The organism is Mycobacterium avium subsp. avium (genome assembly GCF_009741445.1).
Classification (GTDB): Bacteria; Actinomycetota; Actinomycetes; order Mycobacteriales; family Mycobacteriaceae; genus Mycobacterium; species Mycobacterium avium.
In genome coordinates this window covers 2709142-2727418 of the sequence record NZ_CP046507.1, presented here as the reverse complement: position 1 = coordinate 2727418, position 18277 = coordinate 2709142, and the positions used below count along the sequence as shown (strand labels likewise).

Genomic DNA, 18277 nt, shown 5'->3' with positions numbered 1-18277 from the left:
GGTTCAGTCGGCGACGTCGAAGGCGGAGTTCACCTTCGTCGGCCGAACCCGCACCACCAACTCGCCGGGGACGGCGTTACGCCGGCCGAACTCGTCGGCCCGGTCGGCGCCCATGTACCGCGCGCCGGTCCGGGTGGCGATGTCCAACACCTCGGCGGGGTCCTCGCTCACCGCGGCCACGCCCTGCACCTGGACGAACGAATAGGGCGGATGCGGATCGTCGACACAGATGACCACCCGCGAATCACGCGCTATCGCACGGGCTTTCGCCGTGCCACGGCCGGTGTTGAAGGCCAGCTCGCCGTCGTCGACCACGAACCAGATCGGCGCGACCAGCGGCCGGCCGTCGGCGGCGACATAGCCGAGCATCCCGGTGCGGGTGCCGGCGGACAGGAACTCGACGACCTCGGCGGACAGCGCGGCCATGGGGTTAGAGGCGGACCAGGTCGTAGTCGCCGAGGTGGTCGATCAGGTTGTGCAGATGCTCACCCGAGGTGCCCAGGGTGTGCTCGATCGCGGTGAGCCGGGCGGCGTAGTGGCTGATCGGGTACTCCGCGGTCACCCCGATCCCGCCGTGCATCTGGATCGACTCCTGCGCGATGTGCCGGCCGGAGCGGCCGATCTGCAGCTTGGCCCGCGAGGCGATCACCGGGTCGATGTTGCCGTCGGCGATCGACATCGCCGCATACAGGCTCATGCTGCGGGCCAATTCCAGCGAGACGTACATGTCGGCGGCGCGCTGGGTGAGCGCCTGGAATTTGTTCAGGGTGACCCCGAACTGCTTGCGGGTCTTGAGGTAGTCGGTGGTCAGGCGCAGCGATTCCTCCATCGCCCCAAGCGCTTCGGAGCACAACGCGGACTGGATGCGGATGATGGCCGCCTCGATGCCGCCCGATGCGTCGGTCGCCTCGCCCAGCGGTTCGGCCGGGGTGGCGTCCAGATCGATTTGGGCGCCCCGCTGCCCGTCGAAGGTGCGGTACGGGTGCCGGGTGACGGCGCCCGCGTCGACCAGGAACAGCCCGGTGCCGCCGTCCGGCAACGCGGCGCTGACCACCAGGGTGTCGGCGCAGTCGCCGGCCAGCACCGGGTTCTTCTGACCGCTCAGCGTCCACGGATCACCTTGCCGCGCAGCCTTGGTGCCCACCTCGGCGGTCGGTTTGCGCTGCCCCGGCTCCAGGTGGGCGAACGCCAGCAGCCGCTGGCCGGCCGCGACCTCGTCCAGCAGTTCCTTCTGGGCCGCGCTGCCCAGCTCGGCGATCAGCGCGCCGGGTCCCAGCGCGGCGTGCAGCACCGGCTCGGGGGCCAGCCGGCGCCCGATCTCGGTGAGCACCACCATGATCTCGATCTGGCCCGACTCGTCGGGATCGAAGCCCAGGCCCAGGATCCCGGTGTCGGCGAGCTGGCTCCACACCTCGCGGCTCCAGCCCAGCTCGGAACCGATGACCTTGTTGCGGCTCTCCGGGTCGTAACTGCGCGACAGCAGATCGCGGGTGGTGTCGCGCAGCAGGGCCTGCTCGTCGCTCAACTGAAAGTCCATGGCTGCCTCACAATCCCAGAATGGTGGACGCGATGATGTTGCGCTGTACTTCGCTGCTGCCGCCGTAGATCGACGTCTTGCGATAGTTCAGGTAGTGCGGCGCGCTGGATTGCGCCCAGGACGGGGAGGCGATGTCATCGGCCTTGGCCGGCAACGCATCCGGGCCGGCCACCTCGACGAGCAGTTCGGTGGCCACCTGCTGCAGTTGGCTGCCCCGCAGCTTGAGCACCGACGACGCCGGGTTGGGCTGCCCGTTCGCCGAGTCGGTGGTCACCCGCGACTGCGTGAGTTCCAGTGCCAGCAGCTCGTTTTCGGCCTCGGCGAGCCGGGCGGCGAACAGCGGATCGTCGAGCACCCCGGTGGCCGCGGCGTGCTTCTTCACCTCGGCCAGGCGCACCTTGGTGCGGCCCACTCCGGCGATGCCGGTGCGTTCGTTGCCCAGCAGGAACTTCGCGTACGTCCAGCCCTGATTCTCTTCTCCGACAAGCTGATCGGCGGGCACCCGGACGTCCTCGAAGAAGACCTCGTTGATCTCGTGGCCGCCGTCGATCGTCTTGATGGGCCGCAGCGTGATGCCCGGGCTTTTCATATCGAAGAGCAGGAACGAGATGCCGGCCTGGCGCTTGGGCGCCTGCGGGTCGGTGCGCACCAGGCAGAAGATCCAGTCGGCGTACTGGCCCAGCGTGGTCCAGGTCTTCTGGCCGTTGACGATGTAGTGGTCGCCGTCGCGCACCGCGGTGGTGCGCAGCGACGCCAGGTCCGAACCGGCGTCCGGCTCGGAGAATCCCTGGCACCACCAGATGTCGAGGCTGGCGGTCGGGGGCAGGAAGCGTTGTTTGACCTCCTCCGAACCGAATTCGGCGATCACCGGGCCCACCATCTTGGTGTTGAAGTTCAACGGCTCCGGGACGCAGGCCAGCTGCATCTCGTCGGCCCAGATCTGGTGCTGGGTGGGCGTCCAGTCCTTGCCGCCCCACTCCACCGGCCAGTTCGGTACCGCAAGGCCGTGCTCGTGCAGGATCTTGTGGCTGGTGACGATGTCGTCGCGGTTCACTTCCGCCGATCCCCGGCGCACCCGCTCGCGCAGCTCCTCGGGAATCTTGGTCGTGTAGATGGTGCGAAGCTCGTCGCGGAACGCGGCTTCCTCCGGTGTGAGCGCCAGTTGCATGGCAGCCTCCTGTCGTTTCGGGGTGAACGTGGCGACCCATCGCCCTGGTCGTTCGCTCGGCTTCCATCTTGACCCATCGGGTGCGGGCCCTGTGCACAGCCTCGGGTTAGTCCACAGTTCGGCCCGGCGGCGCCGCGGAGCGGGGCGGTCGCGCCGGTGGGCGGACCTACGGTCGGGCCATGCGAACAGAACTTCCGGCCGAGCGCCTGCAACGGCGGCTGCGCGCCGAACCGGATGCCGATGCCGCGGTGCAGCCCGAGGAGCCCGGGCCAATCGCGGGCGAGGACTTTCCGGATGACGACCAGAATTCGCTGCTGCCGCGGTGGCTTCCCGGCGCGCCGGAGCACCGGGGCTGGGTGGCCCGGATTCGTGCCGACCCGGGACGTGCCGGCGCCATCGGGTTGGCCATCGTGGCGGCGCTGGCCGTGCTGGTCACGGTTTTCACGCTGATCCGCGACCGGCCGGCGCCGGTGATGTCGGCCAAGCTGCCGCCGGTGGAGAAGGTGTCGACCGCGAGCCCACGCTCGTCGGCAAGCCCGAGCGGCGGCCCGGACCGCCCGGTGGTGGTCAGCGTGGTCGGCCTGGTGCACACGCCCGGCCTGGTCACGCTGGCGCCGGGGGCGCGGATCGCCGATGCGGTGCAGGCGGCCGGCGGCGCGGTGAACGGCGCCGACACCGCCGGGTTGAACATGGCCCGGCCGCTGGACGACGGCGAGCAGATCGTGGTGGGCTTGGCCCCGGTGCCCGGACAGCCGCCGGTGCTGGGCAGTTCGGTGGCCGCGGGGTCGACGCCGGCCCCGAAACCGCCGCCGGGTCCCGGGGCGGCCAAGGCCAAGCCGAAGACCAGCGACGCGGTCGACCTGAACACCGCGACAGTGCAGGAGCTCGACGCCCTGCCCGGCGTCGGGCCGGTCACCGCCGCCGCGATCGTGGCGTGGCGGCAGACCAACGGCAGGTTCACCAGCGTCGACCAGCTCGCCGACGTGGAGGGCATCGGCCCCGCGCGGCTGGAGAAGCTGCGCGCTCTGGTCCGTGTCTGAGCGCTGTGCATCCCGGCGGGCCGTCGCCCGAGGGCCGCGTCGATGTGCGGCTGGTGCCGTCCGCGCTGACCTGCTGGGCGGTGACGGCCGGCGGAATCTGGTGGCCGATCGGCCGGGAGCTCGCCTGGTGCTGCGTCGGGTTGCTCGCGATCGCCGGCGCCCTGCGGTGGCGTGCGGCGCGCCGGCACCGCCGGCCGCGGCTGTCGTCGGTCAGCGCCGGGCTGGCGGCGATCGGTGTGGTGGGGGCGGGGTTCGGGTTCGCCGTGGCGCTGCGCGCCGACGCGGTCGATCACCACCCGATCGCCGCGGACTTCGGCGCCAGCGCCCCGGTCACCGTCACCCCCTCCGAGAGCCCGGTGTCGTTGGGCTCCGGGACCCAGGGCCGGCTGATGTTTCGGGCCACCCTGCAACAGCTGCGTTCCGACCAAATGTCCGGGCGGGTCGTTGTTTTCGCGCGCGGCCCGGATTTCGGCGGGCTGATGGTGGGCCAGCCGGTGCGGTTCACCGCCCGGATCGGCCGGCCCACCCGGCGCGACCTGACGGTCGCGGTGCTCACCGCGTCGGGCCGGCCAACCCTGGGCAGCGCGAGTGCCGTGCAGCGGGCCGCGCACGAGGTGCGCCGCCGCTTCGCCGCCGCGGTGCGTGACACGCTGCCCGCCGACCAGGCCGCGCTGCTGCCCGCGCTGGTGCTCGGGGACACCTCGGCGGTGCCCACCCCAACCGGCCGGGACTTCCGGGCGGCCGGCATGACGCACCTGATGGCCGTGTCGGGCGCCAACGTGACGATCGTGTGTGCGGCCGTGCTGTTTTCGGCGCGGCTGATCGGCCCGCGGGCGGCGGTCCTGCTGGCGGCGCTGGCGCTGGTGGCCTTCGTCGTCGTGGTGCAGCCGACGGCAAGCGTGTTGCGGGCGGCCGTGATGGGCGCCATCGCGTTGGCGGGCATGCTGACTTCGCGTCGGCGGCAAGCGATTCCGGCCCTGGCCGCCACGGTGCTGGTGTTGTTGGCCGTCGCGCCGCAGCTGTCGGTGGACGTCGGGTTCGCGCTGTCGGTGCTCGCCACGGCCGCGCTGGTCGTTCTCGCGCCGGCCTGGTCGCGGCGGTTGGCGGACCGGGGCTGGCCCAAGCCGTTGGCCGATGCGGTCGCCGTCGCCTGGGCCGCGCAGCTGGTGACCGCGCCTTTGGTCGCGGCCATCTCCGGCCGGTTCAGCGTGGTCGCCGCCGCCGCAAACCTGCTCGTGGCGGCCGTGATCGCACCGATCACGGTGCTGGGCACCGCGGCGGCGGCGCTGTGCCCGATCTGGCCGGCCGGCGCGCGGCTGCTGATCCGATTCACCGGCCCCGAGTTGTGGTGGGTGGGCGGGGTGGCCCACCGGGCCGCGGGCCTGCCCGGCGCCACCGTGCCCGTCCCGGACGGGACGGCGGGCACGTTGATCGTCGGCGGCGTCACGCTGCTGGCGGTGGTGGCGTGGCGGTGGCGCCGGTTCCGCGCCGCGGCCGCCGCGGCGTTGCTGGTCGGCCTGGCCTGGGTGCTGTCCGGGCTGGCGTAGTACCCGGCGAGCGCCGATCCCCGCGCGAGGTCGTCGGTCGGTCGTGACACCATCGTGGAGTGAGCGAGGTTTCGCCGTTACACCTGGTCCTCGGGGACGAGGAACTGCTGGTCGAGCGGGCGGTGGCCGAGGTGCTGGCCGAGGCGCGCAAACGCGCCGGCGCCTCCGGCGACGCCGACGTCCCGGTCAACCGGATGCGGGCCGGCGACGTGAGCACCTACGAACTCGCCGAGCTGCTCAGCCCGTCGCTGTTCGCCGACGAGCGCATCGTCGTGCTGGAGGCCGCCGGCGAAGCCGGGAAAGACGCTGCGGCCGTGATCCTTTCGGCGGCCGCCGAGATGCCGGCCGGGGTGGTGCTGGTGGTGGTGCACTCCGGCGGTGGCCGGGCCAAGGCGCTGGCCACCGAGCTGCAGGCCCTGGGCGCCGTGGTGCACCCGTGCGCGCGGATCACCAAACTGAGCGAACGCATCGATTTCGTCCGCAAGGAGTTCCGGCGGCTGCGGGTCAAGGCCGACGAAGAGACCGTGACCGCGATGCTGGACGCGGTCGGCTCCGATCTTCGGGAGTTGGCCTCGGCCTGCTCGCAATTGGTCGCCGACACCGGCGGGGCGGTCGACGCCGCCGCGGTGCGCCGCTATCACAGCGGCAAGGCCGAGGTGAAGGGCTTCGACATCGCCGACAAGGCCGTCGCCGGCGACATCGAAGGGGCCGCCGAGGCGCTGCGCTGGGCGATGATGCGCGGCGAGCCGTTGGTGGTGCTGGCCGATGCGCTGGCCGAAGCGATCCACACCATCGGCCGGGTCGGCCCGCTGTCCGGCGATCCGTACCGGCTGGCGGCCCAGCTGGGGATGCCGCCGTGGCGGGTGCAGAAGGCGCAGAAGCAGGCCCGGTACTGGTCGCGGGACTCGGTGGCGACGGCGATGAAGGTGGTGGCGACGCTCAACGCGAACGTCAAAGGCGCGGTGGCCGACGCCGACTACGCGCTGGAATCCGCGGTGCGCAGGGTGGCGGAGCTGGCCGGCGGCCGCAATCGCTGAGCGGCGGTCCTCAGAGCTTGTTGAGCGCCTGGGCCAGCGCCGACTTCTTGTTGGCGGCCTGGTTCTTGTGGATCACGCCCTTGCTGGCCGCCTTGTCCAGCTTGCGGTTGGTCGACACCAGCAACTCGGCGGCCTTTTCCTTGTCGCCGGCGTGGGCGGCCTCGCGGAACGCGCGGACGGCGGTGCGCAGCGAGGACTTCACCGACTTGTTGCGCAGCCGGGCGCGCTCGTTGGTCTTGTTGCGCTTCTGCTGCGACTTGATGTTGGCCACGCTCGAGTTCCCTTTTCGATCAGACGTTTGCTTGGGCGCCGGATATCTCCACAGCGACTGCCCAGGTTATCAGTGAGTTACGTTTTCCCCCAAAACGGGAAGACGTGGGCTGCCGGGACGTCGATTTGAGGCAGCATCTAAACAGTGAGTCTTTCGAACCAGCTTGAGGACACCGGGCGGGGTTTTCGCGCTGCGCGTTCGGAGCGCATATTCGGCGGCTACAACGTGGCGTCGGACGCCTACGACATGGCCTTCGACGAAATGTTCGACGCCGCGGGCGCCGTGCGCGGCCCCTACAAGGGCATTTACGCCGAGCTGGCGCCGTCGGACGCCTCGGAGCTGAAGGCTCGCGCCGAAGCGCTGTCCCGCGCCTTCCTGGATCAAGGCATCACCTTCTCGCTGTCCGGGCAGGAGCGGCCCTTCCCGCTGGACCTGGTGCCGCGGGTCATCTCGGCCGCCGAGTGGGCCCGGCTGGAACGCGGGATCACCCAGCGGGTCAAGGCCCTTGAGATGTACCTCGACGACATCGACGGCGACCAGGAAATCCTCAACGACGGGGTGATCCCGCGCCGGTTGGTCACCTCCTGCGAGCACTTCCACCGCCAGGCGGTGGGCATCGTCCCGCCCAACGGGGTGCGGATCCACGTCGCCGGCATCGATTTGATCCGCGACGAGAAGGGCAATTTCCGGGTCCTCGAGGACAACCTGCGCTCGCCGTCGGGCGTGTCCTACGTGATGGAGAACCGCCGCACCATGGCGCGGGTGTTCCCGAACCTGTTCGCCACCCACCGGGTGCGGGCGGTCGACGACTACGCCGCGCATCTGCTGCGGGCGCTGCGCAACTCGGCGGCCACCAACGAGGCCGACCCCACCGTGGTGGTGCTCACCCCGGGCGTCTACAACTCGGCGTACTTCGAGCATTCGCTGCTGGCCCGCCAGATGGGGGTCGAGCTGGTCGAGGGCCGCGACCTGTTCTGCCGCGACAACCAGGTGTACATGCGCACCACCGAGGGTGAGCGCCAGGTCGACGTCATCTACCGGCGCATCGACGACGCGTTCCTGGATCCGCTGCAGTTCCGCGCCGACTCGGTGCTCGGGGTGGCCGGCCTGGTCAACGCCGCCCGCGCCGGCAACGTCGTCATTTCCAGCGCGATCGGCAACGGGGTGGGCGACGACAAACTCGTCTACACCTACGTGCCCACCATGATCGAGTACTACCTGGGTGAGAAGCCGCTGCTGGCCAACGTGGAGACGCTGCGGTGCTGGCTCGACGACGAGCGCGAGGAGGTGCTCGACCGCATCGACGAGCTGGTGCTCAAGCCGGTCGAGGGGTCGGGCGGCTACGGCATCGTGTTCGGCCCGGAAGCCTCCGACAAGGAGCTGGCCGCCGTCGCCAAGAAGATCCGCGACGACCCGCGCAGCTGGATCGCGCAGCCGATGATGGAGCTCTCCACGGTGCCGACGCAGGTCGGCAGCTCGCTGGCGCCCCGCTACGTCGACCTGCGGCCGTTCGCGGTCAACGACGGCGAGGACGTGTGGGTGTTGCCGGGCGGGCTGACCCGGGTGGCCCTGGTCGAGGGTTCGCGGGTGGTCAACTCCAGCCAGGGCGGCGGCTCCAAGGACACCTGGGTGCTGGCCTCGCGCGCGTCGTCCGGCGACCATGAACTCGGTGCCGCCGAGGTGGTGCGCTCGTTGCCGACGGCGATGCCCGACCCGCTGGTGGACGACGCGCCGCGGTCGATGGCCCAGCAGCCGCAACCCACCGGGCCGCCCCAGCGCGAGCAGCTCGAGCAACAGCAGCAGCAACGGGCGGGGCGTTGATGCTGGCACGCAACGCCGAGGCGCTCTACTGGATCGGCCGCTACGTCGAGCGCGCCGACGACACCGCGCGGATCCTGGACGTCGCCCTGCACCAACTGCTGGAAGACTCCAGCGTCGACCCGGACCAGGCGTCCCGGGTGCTGCTGCGGGTGCTCGGCATCGACCCGCCGGACCACGACCTGGACGTGTGGTCGCTGACCGACCTGGTGGCCTACAGCACCGGCGCCCAGGGCGGCTGCTCGATCGTGGACGCCGTCACCGCCGCGCGGGAGAACGCGAAATCGGCGCGGGAGGTGACGTCCAGCGAGATCTGGGAGTGCCTCAACACCACCTACCACGCCCTGCCGGAACGGGAACGAGCCGCCAAACGCCTTGGGCCGCATGATTTTCTGTCGTTCATCGAACGACGGGCGGCGATGTTCGCCGGGTTGGCCGACTCGACGTTGTCCCGCGACGACGGGTACCGGTTCATGGTGCTGGGCCGGGCGATCGAGCGGGTCGATATGACGGTGCGGCTGCTGCTGTCCCGGGTCGGCGACAGCGCCTCGTCGCCGGCGTGGGTGACGCTGCTGCGCTCGGCCGGCGCGCACGACACCTACCTGCGCACCTACCGCGGCGTGCTCGACGCCGGCCGGGTGGTCGAATTCATGTTGCTGTACAGGCTGTTTCCCCGCTCGGTGTTCTACTCGCTGCGGCTGGCCGAACACAACCTCGACGAACTGATGCACAACCGGCAGAGCCGGGTCGGGGCCACCGCCGAGGCGCAACGGTTGCTCGGGCAGGCCCGCAGCGAACTGGAGTTCGTCCAGCCCGGTGTGCTGCTGGAGTCGCTGGAGTCCCGGTTGGCGGGACTGCAGCGAACCTGCCGCGACGTTTCAGACGCGTTGGCGCTGCAGTACTTTCACGTCACCCCGTGGGTGGCCTGGTCGGACGCCAGCCAGCGCGCCCGGCTGGTCAGCCGCAAAGGGGACGGCTGATGTGGCGGCTGCGGGTGGTGCACACCACGGGGTACGCCTACCAGTCGCCGGTGACGGCGTCTTACAACGAAGCCCGGCTGACCCCGCGGTCGAACAATCGGCAGAACGTCATCCTCAACCGCGTCGAGACCATCCCGGCGACCCGGTCCTACCGCTACATCGACTACTGGGGGACCGCGGTCACCGCGTTCGACCTGCACGCGCCGCACACCGACCTCACGGTGATGTCCTCGTCGGTCGTAGAGACCGAGCGGGCCGAACGGCCGGCGACCGAGCTGGGCTGGGGTGATCTGCACTCGGAGGCGGTGATCGACCGCTTTGACGAGCTGCTGCGCCCCACCGGGCACGTCCCCGCCAGCAAGCGGGTGGCATCGGTCGCCAAGAAGATCGCCAAATCGCATGACCCGGCCGAAGCCGTTGTCGCCGTGGGTGATTGGGTGCGCGGCGAGCTCGAATACCTGCCCGGCACCACCAGCGTTCACTCGTCCGGGCTGGACGCGCTGAAGGAGGGCAGGGGAGTCTGCCAGGACTTCGTGCACCTGTCGTTGATGTTGTTGCGCAGCATGGGAATTCCGTCGCACTACGTGTCGGGTTACTTGCACCCCAAACGCGACGCCGTGGTCGGCGACACCGTGGACGGGCGCAGTCACGCCTGGATCGAGGCGTGGACGGGCGCGTGGTGGAGCTACGACCCCACCAACGACGCCGAGATCACCGAGCAGTACGTCGGGGTGGGCGCGGGCCGCGACTACGCCGATGTCTCCCCGCTCAAGGGCATCTATTCGGGGAAGGGCGCCACCGACCTCGACGTGATCGTCGAGGTGACCCGGCTCGCCTTACCAACGGAGGAGCCGGCGGCGATCAGGAGAAACGCATGGACGACACCGCGCGCCGCGCCTCCGGGTTGCCGCTGCTGTCGCTGCTCTGCGTCGGCCTGCTGGGCGGCGGGCTCGCCGTCGGGGTCGGGATGGGCGGCGTCATGCCGCTGCCGTACGGCCCGGTGGCCGCGGTGGCGGCCTATGTTCGCGCTTAGCCGGATGCCGTGCGGGTGATCGCCGTCGCGACGTTCGCGTCGTCGGTCCCGCTGGCGCTCTACGCGGCGACGGCCGCCGCCCGGTTGCGCCGCCTCGGGGCCGGCCCGACGACCGCCGCGATCACGCTCACCGGCGGAACCCTGGCGGCCGGATTGCTCGCCCTGGCCGGATTGCTCGGCTGGACGCTGTCCCGGCCGGCGGTCACCGCGGACACGGCGGTGGTGGCGGCGCTGTACCTGCTGGTGTTTCTCACCGGCGGGCCGGGGCACATCGTGGCGCTGGGCGTGTTGGTCGCCGCGATGGCGGTGCCCGGCCTGACCCGGGGGGTGCTGCCCCGGCCCGTCGCGCGGGCCGGTCTGGCCACGGCCGCACTCGCCGGGTCGGCGACCGCGGTGCTGATCTGGCCCGCGCTGGGCGTGATCTTGCCGGTCGCGCGGGTGGCGGCGCTGGCCTGGCTGCTGGCCGCGGGAATTGCTTTGCGGGACAAGGGTTATGGTGACCGGGGCGGTCGAGCTCAGGAGGGCGCGTCGACCTGAACCCGGTGCAGGTCGTCGCCGAGTTCGACGCGTCCGGCGAACTCGCGGGCCGCCAGCGCCCGCCACTGTTCTTCCTGGCCCGCCACCAGCGCGGGCACGTAGTGCGTCATGACGAGGGTGCCCACCCCGGCGCGGGCCGCGGTCGCCGCGGCCTGCTCGACCGAGGAGTGGTAGTCGCAGATGTCCTGCAGCCGCTGCTGCGGGATGGTGGCCACGATGTCCTTGCGGATCACGGTGTGCACCAGCGCGCCGGCGCCGGCCGCCAGCTCGTCGAGCCCGGCGCACGGCACGGTGTCGCCGGCCAGCACCACCGACGCGCCCTGGTAGTCGACGCGGAACCCGATGGTCGGGGCCACCGGCCGGTGGTCAGTGGGGGCCACCCGGATCGACACGCCGTCGCGGTCCCACACCGGGCCGTCGGTGTGCTCGCGCACGTCCACCGCCGGGGGCGCGTTGAGATCAGCGTGATGGGCGATCCGGTAACCGATGTCGTGCCGCAGCGCGTTCAGCGTCGCCGCCACCAGCTCGGCCGTGCCGGGCGGCCCGATGATGGGCAGCGGCACCGGGTCGGGGGTGAAGGTGCTGACCCACCGCGTGATCAGGACGTCGCCCAGGTCGCCGACGTGGTCGCTGTGCAGGTGGGTGAGCAGCAGCGTCGACAATCCGGCCGCGCCCACCCCCACCGCCGCGGCGCGCTGCAGCACCCCGCGTCCGCAGTCGACCAGGAACACCTGCCCGCCGGCGCGCACCAGGGTCGACGGGCCGGCGCGGTTGGGGTCGGGGATCGGGCTTCCGGTGCCCAGCAGGGTGACCTCGATCATGGGGCCTATCTTGCAGGGCCTGGAGCTTGGACACGATCTGTTTGCAGGTTCTCCTGGTGGCTTTTGCGCCGCGCGAGTTCGCCGTAGCCTGGTGTGAAGCGGCTCACAAACCCGGCTGGAGGCCTCGATGCGGATTGCGGACGTGTTGCGGAACAAGGGCGCGGCGGTGGTCACCATCAATCCCGACGCCACGGTTCGTGAGCTGATCGCCGGCCTGACCGAACAGAACATCGGCGCGATGGTGGTGGTCGGCGCCGAGGGTGTGCTGGGCATTGTGTCGGAGCGCGACGTCGTGCGCCAGTTACACGTTCACGGCGCCAGCGTGCTGTCCCGGCCGGTGTCCAAGATCATGACCACCACGCTGGCCACCTGCACCAAGACCGACACCGTCGACGAGATCAGCGTGCTGATGACGCGCAACCGGGTGCGGCACGTGCCGGTGCTGGACGGCAAGAAGCTGATCGGCATCGTCAGCATCGGCGACGTGGTCAAGATCCGGATGGAAGAACTCGAGGCCGAACAGCAGCAGCTGCAGTCCTACATCACGCAGGGCTGATCGCCCCCGGTTCGCCGAGCGTGCAGACCTAGCTCCAGGCGTACTGCGCGCGCAGCCGCGCGGCCACCACGTCGAAGACCTCCCGATCCAGGATGGCCCCCTCGCGGCGGATGCCCTCTTCGGGCACCACCAGCACCCGGTCCAGCCGGACCCAGCTCGGCCTGCCCTCGTAATCCCAACTGCCGGAACCGATTCCGACCCATTCCGGATCGGCGGCATGACGCTCCTGGCTGGACACCATCAACCCGAGCAGGGTGCTGCGGTCGCGTCCCACCACCAGGACGGGCCGGTCCTTGCCGCGGCTGGGATCGTCCTCGTAAACCACCCAGGTCCACACGATCTCGCCGGGATCGGCCCGGCCGTCCAGTTTGGGCGCGTACACCAGCTTGCGGGCCCGCTGCGCGGTGGGCAGGCTGCTGCGGGTCACCGGCCGGCCCAACACGGCGGTGTCCGGCGGCGGGGGTGCGGCGGCGGCGATGACGTTCGCGGTGATCTTCACGGCCTGCTGCAGCTCGCGCAGCACGGTCTGCGAGTTCTGCACATGCCGCACCAGCCGCGGCGCGCGATCGAAAACCAGGTTCTCCGCGAACCGCTGAAACGCCTTCCACTGCGACTTCCGGGCGGACGCCATATTCGCAGCATAGACGCGCCGATTGTGCCGCAGTCCGGCCGCGCCGATACGCTGGACACACTTGCGAACCGCCGTCTAGCAGGCCCGGACCAGGAGATACCCATCAGCAGTTTCGCCGACAAGACCTTCACCGCGCCGGCGCAGATTCGCAACTTCTGCATCATCGCCCACATCGATCACGGCAAGTCGACGCTGGCCGACCGGATGCTGCAGCTCACCGGCGTCGTCGACGAGCGGTCGATGCGCGCCCAGTACCTGGACCGGATGGACATCGAGCGGGAGCGCGGCATCACCATCAAGGCGCAGAACGTGCGGCTGCCCTGGCAGGTCTCCGGCGGCGAGGACGCCGGCAAAGAATTTGTCCTGCACCTGATCGACACCCCGGGCCACGTCGACTTCACCTACGAGGTGTCGCGCGCACTGGAGGCCTGCGAAGGTGCCGTGCTGCTGGTCGACGCCGCGCAGGGCATCGAGGCCCAGACGCTGGCCAACCTCTACCTGGCGCTGGACCGCGATCTGACCATCATCCCGGTCCTCAACAAGATCGACCTGCCGGCCGCCGACCCGGACCGGTACGCCGGCGAGCTCGCCCACATCATCGGGTGCGAACCCGACGACGTGCTGCGGGTGTCCGGCAAAACCGGGGAGGGCGTGGCGCGGCTGCTCGACGAGGTGGTGCGCCAGGTGCCGCCGCCGCAGGGGCAGGCCGATGCGCCGCTGCGCGCGATGATCTTCGACTCGGTCTACGACATCTACCGCGGCGTGGTGACCTACGTGCGGGTGGTCGACGGCAAGATCACCCCGCGCGAACGCATCGCGATGATGTCCACCGGCGCCACCCACGAACTGCTCGAAGTCGGCATCGTCTCACCCGAGCCGAAGGCCAGCGACGGCCTGGGCGTCGGCGAGGTGGGCTACCTGATCACCGGGGTGAAGGACGTCCGCCAGTCCAAAGTGGGCGACACCGTGACCAGCGCGCGCCACGGCGCGCAAGAGGCGCTGACCGGATATCGCGAACCCAAGCCGATGGTCTATTCGGGTCTGTATCCGGTGGACGGCTCGGACTATCCGGATCTGCGCGACGCGCTGGACCGGCTGCGGCTCAACGACGCCGCGCTCACCTACGAACCGGAGACGTCGGTGGCGCTGGGCTTCGGATTCCGTTGCGGCTTTTTGGGTTTGCTGCACATGGAGATCACCCGCGAGCGCCTGGAGCGCGAGTTCGACCTCGACCTGATCTCGACGTCGCCCAACGTGGTGTACCGGGTGATCAAAGAGGACGGCACCGAGATCGTGGTGACCAACCCGTCGGACTGGCCCGAGGGCAAGGTGCGCACGGTGTACGAGCCGGTGGTCAAGACCACCATCATCGCGCCCAGCGAATTCATCGGCACCATCATGGAGCTGTGCCAGTCCCGCCGCGGCGAGCTGGGCGGCATGGATTACCTGTCGCCGGAACGGGTCGAGCTGCGCTACACCATGCCGTTGGGCGAGATCATCTTCGACTTCTTCGACTCGCTGAAGTCGCGGACCCGCGGCTACGCCAGCCTGGACTACGAGGAGGCCGGCGAGCAGGAGGCCCAGCTGGTCAAGGTGGACATCCTGTTGCAGGGGGAGGCCGTCGACGCGTTCAGCGCGATCGTGCACAAGGATGCGGCGTTCGCCTACGGCAACAAGATGACCACCAAGCTCAAGGAGCTGATCCCCCGTCAGCAGTTCGAGGTGCCCGTCCAGGCCGCGATCGGCTCGAAAATCATTGCCCGCGAGAACATTCGGGCCATCCGCAAGGACGTGCTGTCCAAGTGTTACGGCGGTGACATCACCCGTAAGCGCAAACTTCTGGAAAAGCAGAAGGAGGGCAAGAAGCGGATGAAGACCATCGGCCGGGTCGACGTGCCGCAGGAGGCGTTCGTCGCGGCGCTGTCCGCCGACGCCGCGGGCGACAAATCCAAGAAGTAAGGCAACGAATAGCGATGCGGATTTTCACGGCGGCGACGCTGCTCACGGCGGTCGCCGCGCTGGCGGCGGGCTGCGGCGGGGTGGTGTCGGGCACGGCCAAACCCGCGCCCAACCTCAAACCGCGACCGCTCAGCGGCGCCACCGTCCAGCAGGTGCTGCTCGACGGCCCGACCCTGTCGCGAATGCTCAACCAGCCCTTCGTCGCCCGGGATCCGGCCCAGGTCGGCGGCCCGGAAAAGCTCTACCGGGGCGGCCGGTCGGCGTCGCAGAGCGGCTGCCTGGGCGTGACGGCGATGCTGCAGAAGAGCGTCTACCCCGCCGCCGACGTCCGCGACGTCGCGGCCGAATCCTGGTGGAACAACGGCGAACTCGCGCAGGTGATCACCGTGATGGAGGGCGTGGTGACGTTGCCGTCGGCCGCGCAGGCCCAGGCGCTGTTCGCGCAGTTCTCCCGGCAATGGCAGCAGTGCAACGGCATGACGACCTCCGAACAGAGCGGCCCGATCAGCGCCACCAACGTCATCAGCGACGTGCGGGCCACCGACACCACCGTCGCGGCGACCAAGACCGCCACCGCGGTGCTGCCCAACATGCCGGCCCTGCGGCCCACCCCTCAAGGGCGTGCGCTCGGTGTCCGGTCGAACTGCCTGGTCGAGGTCGAGGTGGTGTTCTTCGGCGGGCGACGGTCCTCCGACCCCGGCTCGGCCGACCTCAACACCAGCGCGCTCGACATCGCGCACGCGATGATGGACCGGGTCAGCGCGCTGGGCTGACCCCGGTGCGGCTCACATGGGCGCGTTGGCCGGCTGGAACATGCCGGAGCCGTCGGCTTCCTCCTCGGCGCGGATGACGTGCACCACCGCGTTGATCAGCGCCAGGTGGGTGAATGCCTGCGGGAAGTTGCCCAACTGGCGACCGGTCCGCGGTTCGATCTCCTCGGCGTAAAGGTGCAGCGGGCTGGCGTAGGACAACAGCCGCTCACACAGCCGCTTGGCGCGCCGCACCTCACCGATCTCGACCAGCGCCGAGACCAGCCAGAACGAACAGATGGTGAAGGTGCCCTCCTCGCCGGAGAGCCCGTCGTCGGTCTCCTCGACCCGGTAGCGCAGCACCAGGCCCTCCTGGGTGAGTTCGTCGGCGATCGCCAGCACGGTGTTGCGCACCCGCGGGTCGTCGGGCGGCAGGAACCGGGTCAGCACCACCAACAGCAGCGAGGCGTCCAGCGCGTCGCTGCCGTAGCGCTGGGTGAACACCCCGCGGGAGTCCACGCCGTGCGCCAAAATGTCGGCCTTGATCTCCTCGGCGATGTTGCGCCACTGCTGGGCGTAGCTCTTCTCGCCCTGCCGCTCGGCCAGCTTGGCGCCGCGGTCCAGCGCCACCCAGCACATCACCTTCGACGAGGTGAAGTGCTGCGGTTCCCCGCGCACCTCCCAGATGCCGCGGTCCGGCTCCCGCCAGTGCTTGATCGCCTCTTCCACCTGCTTCTTCAGCACCGGCCACAACGTCTCGGGAACCTGTTCGCGCGACTTGGCGTGCAGGTAGAACGAGTCCAGGATGGAGCCCCAGATGTCGTGCTGGACCTGGTCGTAGGCGCCGTTGCCGATGCGCACCGGCCGGGCGTGGTCGTAGCCGGACAGGTGGTGCAGCTCCTCTTCGACCAGGCTGCGCTCGCCGCCCACCCCGTACATGACCTGCAGCGGATGCCGCTCGTTGTTGTTGGCGCCGGAGACGTCGGCGATGAAGGCGAAGAAGTCGTCGGCCTCGCGGTCCAGCCCCAGCGTGTACAGGCCCCACAACGCGAAGGTCGAGTCGCGCACCCAGGCGTAGCGGTAGTCCCAATTGCGTTCGCCCTGAGGGGTTTCCGGTAGCGAGGTGGTGCTGGCGGCCAGCAGCGCCCCGGTGGGGGAGTAGGTCAACCCCTTCAGGGTGAGCGCGCTGCGCTGCAGGTATGCCCGCCACGGGTGGTCGGGGAAGTTGCCGATGTTGATCCACTGCCGCCAGCACTCGGTGGTCTGCCACATCTTGTCGGCGGCTTCCTGGTAGGTCTGCGGCGGCGGATGCTTGGTCCAGCTCAGCGCGACGAACACGTCGTCGCCCTCTTTCATCCGGGTGCGGGCCCGGGCTTCCCGGCCTTCCAGCCCGATGCGCAGGTTGGTGGTGAGCCGCAGCGTCGGGTGGGCGTCGGGCTGCTTGGTGGCGCGGGCGATGGCCTCGCCGTAGGCGTTGGCGGAGTACTCCCAGGTGGCGCCGACGCGGTGGTAGTCGAACGCCGGCTCGCAGCTCATCATCAGCTCGACGGTGCCGCTGACGCAGCGCACCGTGCGCAGCAGGATGTGCTCGGCATCCCAGTCCATCGGGGTGCGGCGGTGGGTGCGCGAGCGTCGCTCCAGGTCGTGCCAGGGGCCCATGACCAGCGCGTCCCGCACGATCAGCCATCCCGTGTGGGTCTGCCAGGTGGTTTCCATGATCAGGCTGCCGGGCAGGTAGCGGCGGGCCGACGGGACGGACACGCCGTAGGGTCCCAGCCGGAAATGGCCGGCGCTGCGGTCCAGGATCGCCCCGAACACGCTCGGGGAGTCCGGTCGGGGCACACACATCCATTCCACCGACCCGGCCGGAGAGATCAGGCAGGTGGTTTCCCAGTCGGACAGGAATGCGTAGTCGGCGATCGGGGGAAACGGGTTCCGCAGGGCTGCGTTGGGAGCAAGCGGCCCGGGTGTGCGCAGGTCGATCGACGACTCCATCGACGTCGCGGGGGCTGCGCGGAAGGGTTCCTCGGGCATGGTGTCGGCCGGTTGGTCGTCGGGTTGAACGTGCAGAACCATCTGGACATCATCGACTGCGCGGCGGCCCTTCGTCCAACGTTTCGGCCGCGCGGCAAAGTCGGCGTGCTTTTTCCCTCACCGTGACTTTGACGCCGGAGCGGGCCGGCACGCCCGTCTTCACACATTGGTCTTCGGCCGCCGGGCGCAATAGGGTGAGCTCCGTGAACGCGTTCCTCAACTGGTGGGACGGCAACGAGCTGTGGCTTTCCGGGCTGGCCTTCGTGCTTCAGGCCATGGTGGTGATGCCGATCGTGCTGGCGGTGGCCTACGTGACGGCGGCGTTGCTGGACGGCCTGCTCGGCAAGGGCATCGCCCTGATGCGCCGCGCCCGCCAGGCCGGCGGGACCTCCGGATAACCCGGATGCCTCGCTCGCACGTGACGCTGGTGCTCGCCATCCTGGTGGCGCTGGTGATCATCACCTGGCTGGTCACCCATCTGATGCACCGGTAGGGCGCCGACGCGATCCCCGCAACGGCCAGCCGTGCGGCGGTCCGGTGGCGGCCCCGTCAATTCCTG

General features: G+C 70.1%; 17 protein-coding genes and 1 pseudogene. 11 read left to right on the top strand and 7 right to left on the bottom strand.

Annotated features, from left to right (window positions below):
- Nucleotides 1-3: 3 nt before the first annotated feature.
- Genes MAA44156_RS12700 through MAA44156_RS12690 form a run of 3 tightly spaced genes read right to left on the bottom strand, consistent with a single transcriptional unit; the run spans nt 4 to nt 2705 of the window.
- A complete protein-coding gene (locus MAA44156_RS12700) occupies nt 4-426 on the bottom strand; it encodes a PPOX class F420-dependent oxidoreductase (RefSeq protein ID WP_009976022.1) in 423 nt (140 codons plus the stop codon).
- A gap of 4 nt (nt 427-430) precedes the next feature.
- The gene (locus MAA44156_RS12695; protein ID WP_009976023.1) at nt 431-1537 is read right to left on the bottom strand and encodes an acyl-CoA dehydrogenase family protein; all 1107 of its coding nucleotides are present in this window, start codon (nt 1535-1537) and stop codon (nt 431-433) included.
- Nucleotides 1538-1544: 7 nt separating this feature from the next.
- Nucleotides 1545-2705, bottom strand: a complete 1161-nt coding sequence (locus tag MAA44156_RS12690; RefSeq protein ID WP_003875901.1) for an acyl-CoA dehydrogenase family protein — start codon at nt 2703-2705, stop codon at nt 1545-1547.
- Between the two features lie 179 nt (nt 2706-2884).
- Here MAA44156_RS12690 and MAA44156_RS12685 point away from each other — a divergent pair, with 179 nt between their 5' ends.
- The 3 genes from MAA44156_RS12685 to holA are packed head-to-tail and all read left to right on the top strand — an operon-like array spanning nt 2885 to nt 6329.
- Nucleotides 2885-3745 carry a ComEA family DNA-binding protein gene (locus tag MAA44156_RS12685; protein WP_009976025.1) on the top strand — a complete coding sequence of 287 codons (861 nt, stop codon included), beginning with the start codon at nt 2885-2887 and terminating at the stop codon, nt 3743-3745.
- Between the two features lie 44 nt (nt 3746-3789).
- Nucleotides 3790-5292, top strand: coding sequence for a ComEC/Rec2 family competence protein (locus MAA44156_RS12680; RefSeq protein ID WP_065370706.1), 1503 nt, complete (start codon nt 3790-3792; stop codon nt 5290-5292).
- Between the two features lie 59 nt (nt 5293-5351).
- Nucleotides 5352-6329: a DNA polymerase III subunit delta gene (gene holA, locus MAA44156_RS12675; RefSeq protein ID WP_009976037.1), complete on the top strand. Its 978-nt coding sequence runs from the start codon at nt 5352-5354 to the stop codon at nt 6327-6329.
- Between the two features lie 10 nt (nt 6330-6339).
- Here the strand turns inward: holA and rpsT are convergent, their stop codons facing one another.
- Nucleotides 6340-6600 (bottom strand): 30S ribosomal protein S20, encoded by a 261-nt coding sequence (gene rpsT, locus MAA44156_RS12670; RefSeq protein ID WP_003875905.1) that lies wholly within the window; start codon nt 6598-6600, stop codon nt 6340-6342.
- Between the two features lie 144 nt (nt 6601-6744).
- Between rpsT and MAA44156_RS12665 the strand changes: the two genes are divergently transcribed.
- From MAA44156_RS12665 to MAA44156_RS12650, 4 genes and pseudogenes are all read left to right on the top strand, one after another.
- On the top strand, nt 6745-8421 hold the full coding sequence (locus MAA44156_RS12665) for a circularly permuted type 2 ATP-grasp protein (RefSeq protein WP_009976039.1): 1677 nt from the start codon (nt 6745-6747) through the stop codon (nt 8419-8421).
- Nucleotides 8421-9398, top strand: coding sequence for an alpha-E domain-containing protein (locus tag MAA44156_RS12660; protein ID WP_009976040.1), 978 nt, complete (start codon nt 8421-8423; stop codon nt 9396-9398). Before MAA44156_RS12665 ends, MAA44156_RS12660 begins: the two co-directional genes overlap by 1 nt.
- A pseudogene (locus MAA44156_RS12655) lies at nt 9398-10234 on the top strand (transglutaminase family protein); the annotation flags it as partial. The gene MAA44156_RS12660 and the pseudogene MAA44156_RS12655, both read left to right, overlap by 1 nt.
- 206 nt (nt 10235-10440) lie before the next feature.
- Entirely contained in the window at nt 10441-10968 is a 528-nt protein-coding gene (locus MAA44156_RS12650) for a hypothetical protein (protein WP_009976042.1), read from the top strand.
- Here the strand turns inward: MAA44156_RS12650 and MAA44156_RS12645 are convergent.
- Complete coding sequence (locus MAA44156_RS12645) at nt 10947-11789, bottom strand: ribonuclease Z (protein ID WP_009976043.1); 843 nt, start codon at nt 11787-11789, stop codon at nt 10947-10949. The two genes, MAA44156_RS12650 and MAA44156_RS12645, sit on opposite strands and share 22 nt — an antisense overlap.
- 127 nt (nt 11790-11916) lie before the next feature.
- On the opposite strand from MAA44156_RS12645, the gene MAA44156_RS12640 reads away from it, so the two are divergent.
- Nucleotides 11917-12345 (top strand): CBS domain-containing protein, encoded by a 429-nt coding sequence (locus MAA44156_RS12640; protein ID WP_009976044.1) that lies wholly within the window; start codon nt 11917-11919, stop codon nt 12343-12345.
- A 28-nt stretch (nt 12346-12373) separates the two neighbouring features.
- On the opposite strand, the gene MAA44156_RS12635 is transcribed toward MAA44156_RS12640, so the two are convergent.
- Nucleotides 12374-12976, bottom strand: coding sequence for a type II toxin-antitoxin system PemK/MazF family toxin (locus MAA44156_RS12635; RefSeq protein WP_009976045.1), 603 nt, complete (start codon nt 12974-12976; stop codon nt 12374-12376).
- Between the two features lie 24 nt (nt 12977-13000).
- Between MAA44156_RS12635 and lepA the strand changes: the two genes are divergently transcribed.
- Nucleotides 13001-14935 (top strand): translation elongation factor 4, encoded by a 1935-nt coding sequence (gene lepA, locus MAA44156_RS12630; protein WP_009976046.1) that lies wholly within the window; start codon nt 13001-13003, stop codon nt 14933-14935.
- A 14-nt stretch (nt 14936-14949) separates the two neighbouring features.
- Nucleotides 14950-15708, top strand: coding sequence for a sensor domain-containing protein (locus tag MAA44156_RS12625; RefSeq protein ID WP_009976047.1), 759 nt, complete (start codon nt 14950-14952; stop codon nt 15706-15708).
- 12 nt (nt 15709-15720) lie between these two features.
- On the opposite strand, the gene MAA44156_RS12620 is transcribed toward MAA44156_RS12625, so the two are convergent.
- Entirely contained in the window at nt 15721-17760 is a 2040-nt protein-coding gene (locus MAA44156_RS12620; protein WP_009976048.1) for a glycoside hydrolase family 15 protein, read from the bottom strand.
- 161 nt (nt 17761-17921) lie between these two features.
- Between MAA44156_RS12620 and MAA44156_RS12615 the strand changes: the two genes are divergently transcribed.
- Complete coding sequence (locus MAA44156_RS12615) at nt 17922-18116, top strand: hypothetical protein (RefSeq protein ID WP_003875916.1); 195 nt, start codon at nt 17922-17924, stop codon at nt 18114-18116.
- Nucleotides 18117-18277: the final 161 nt, after the last annotated feature.

Bases quoted from the DNA above. Each gene is read 5' to 3' on its own strand.
- MAA44156_RS12700 (WP_009976022.1), bottom strand. From the start codon at position 426: ATGGCCGCGCTGTCCGCCGAGGTCGTCGAGTTCCTGTCCGCCGGCACC.
- MAA44156_RS12695 (WP_009976023.1), bottom strand. From the start codon at position 1,537: ATGGACTTTCAGTTGAGCGACGAGCAGGCCCTGCTGCGCGACACCACC.
- MAA44156_RS12690 (WP_003875901.1), bottom strand. From the start codon at position 2,705: ATGCAACTGGCGCTCACACCGGAGGAAGCCGCGTTCCGCGACGAGCTT.
- MAA44156_RS12685 (WP_009976025.1), top strand. From the start codon at position 2,885: ATGCGAACAGAACTTCCGGCCGAGCGCCTGCAACGGCGGCTGCGCGCC.
- MAA44156_RS12660 (WP_009976040.1), top strand. From the start codon at position 8,421: ATGCTGGCACGCAACGCCGAGGCGCTCTACTGGATCGGCCGCTACGTC.
- MAA44156_RS12645 (WP_009976043.1), bottom strand. From the start codon at position 11,789: ATGATCGAGGTCACCCTGCTGGGCACCGGAAGCCCGATCCCCGACCCC.
- MAA44156_RS12640 (WP_009976044.1), top strand. From the start codon at position 11,917: ATGCGGATTGCGGACGTGTTGCGGAACAAGGGCGCGGCGGTGGTCACC.
- MAA44156_RS12635 (WP_009976045.1), bottom strand. From the start codon at position 12,976: ATGGCGTCCGCCCGGAAGTCGCAGTGGAAGGCGTTTCAGCGGTTCGCG.
- MAA44156_RS12625 (WP_009976047.1), top strand. From the start codon at position 14,950: ATGCGGATTTTCACGGCGGCGACGCTGCTCACGGCGGTCGCCGCGCTG.
- MAA44156_RS12620 (WP_009976048.1), bottom strand. From the start codon at position 17,760: ATGGTTCTGCACGTTCAACCCGACGACCAACCGGCCGACACCATGCCC.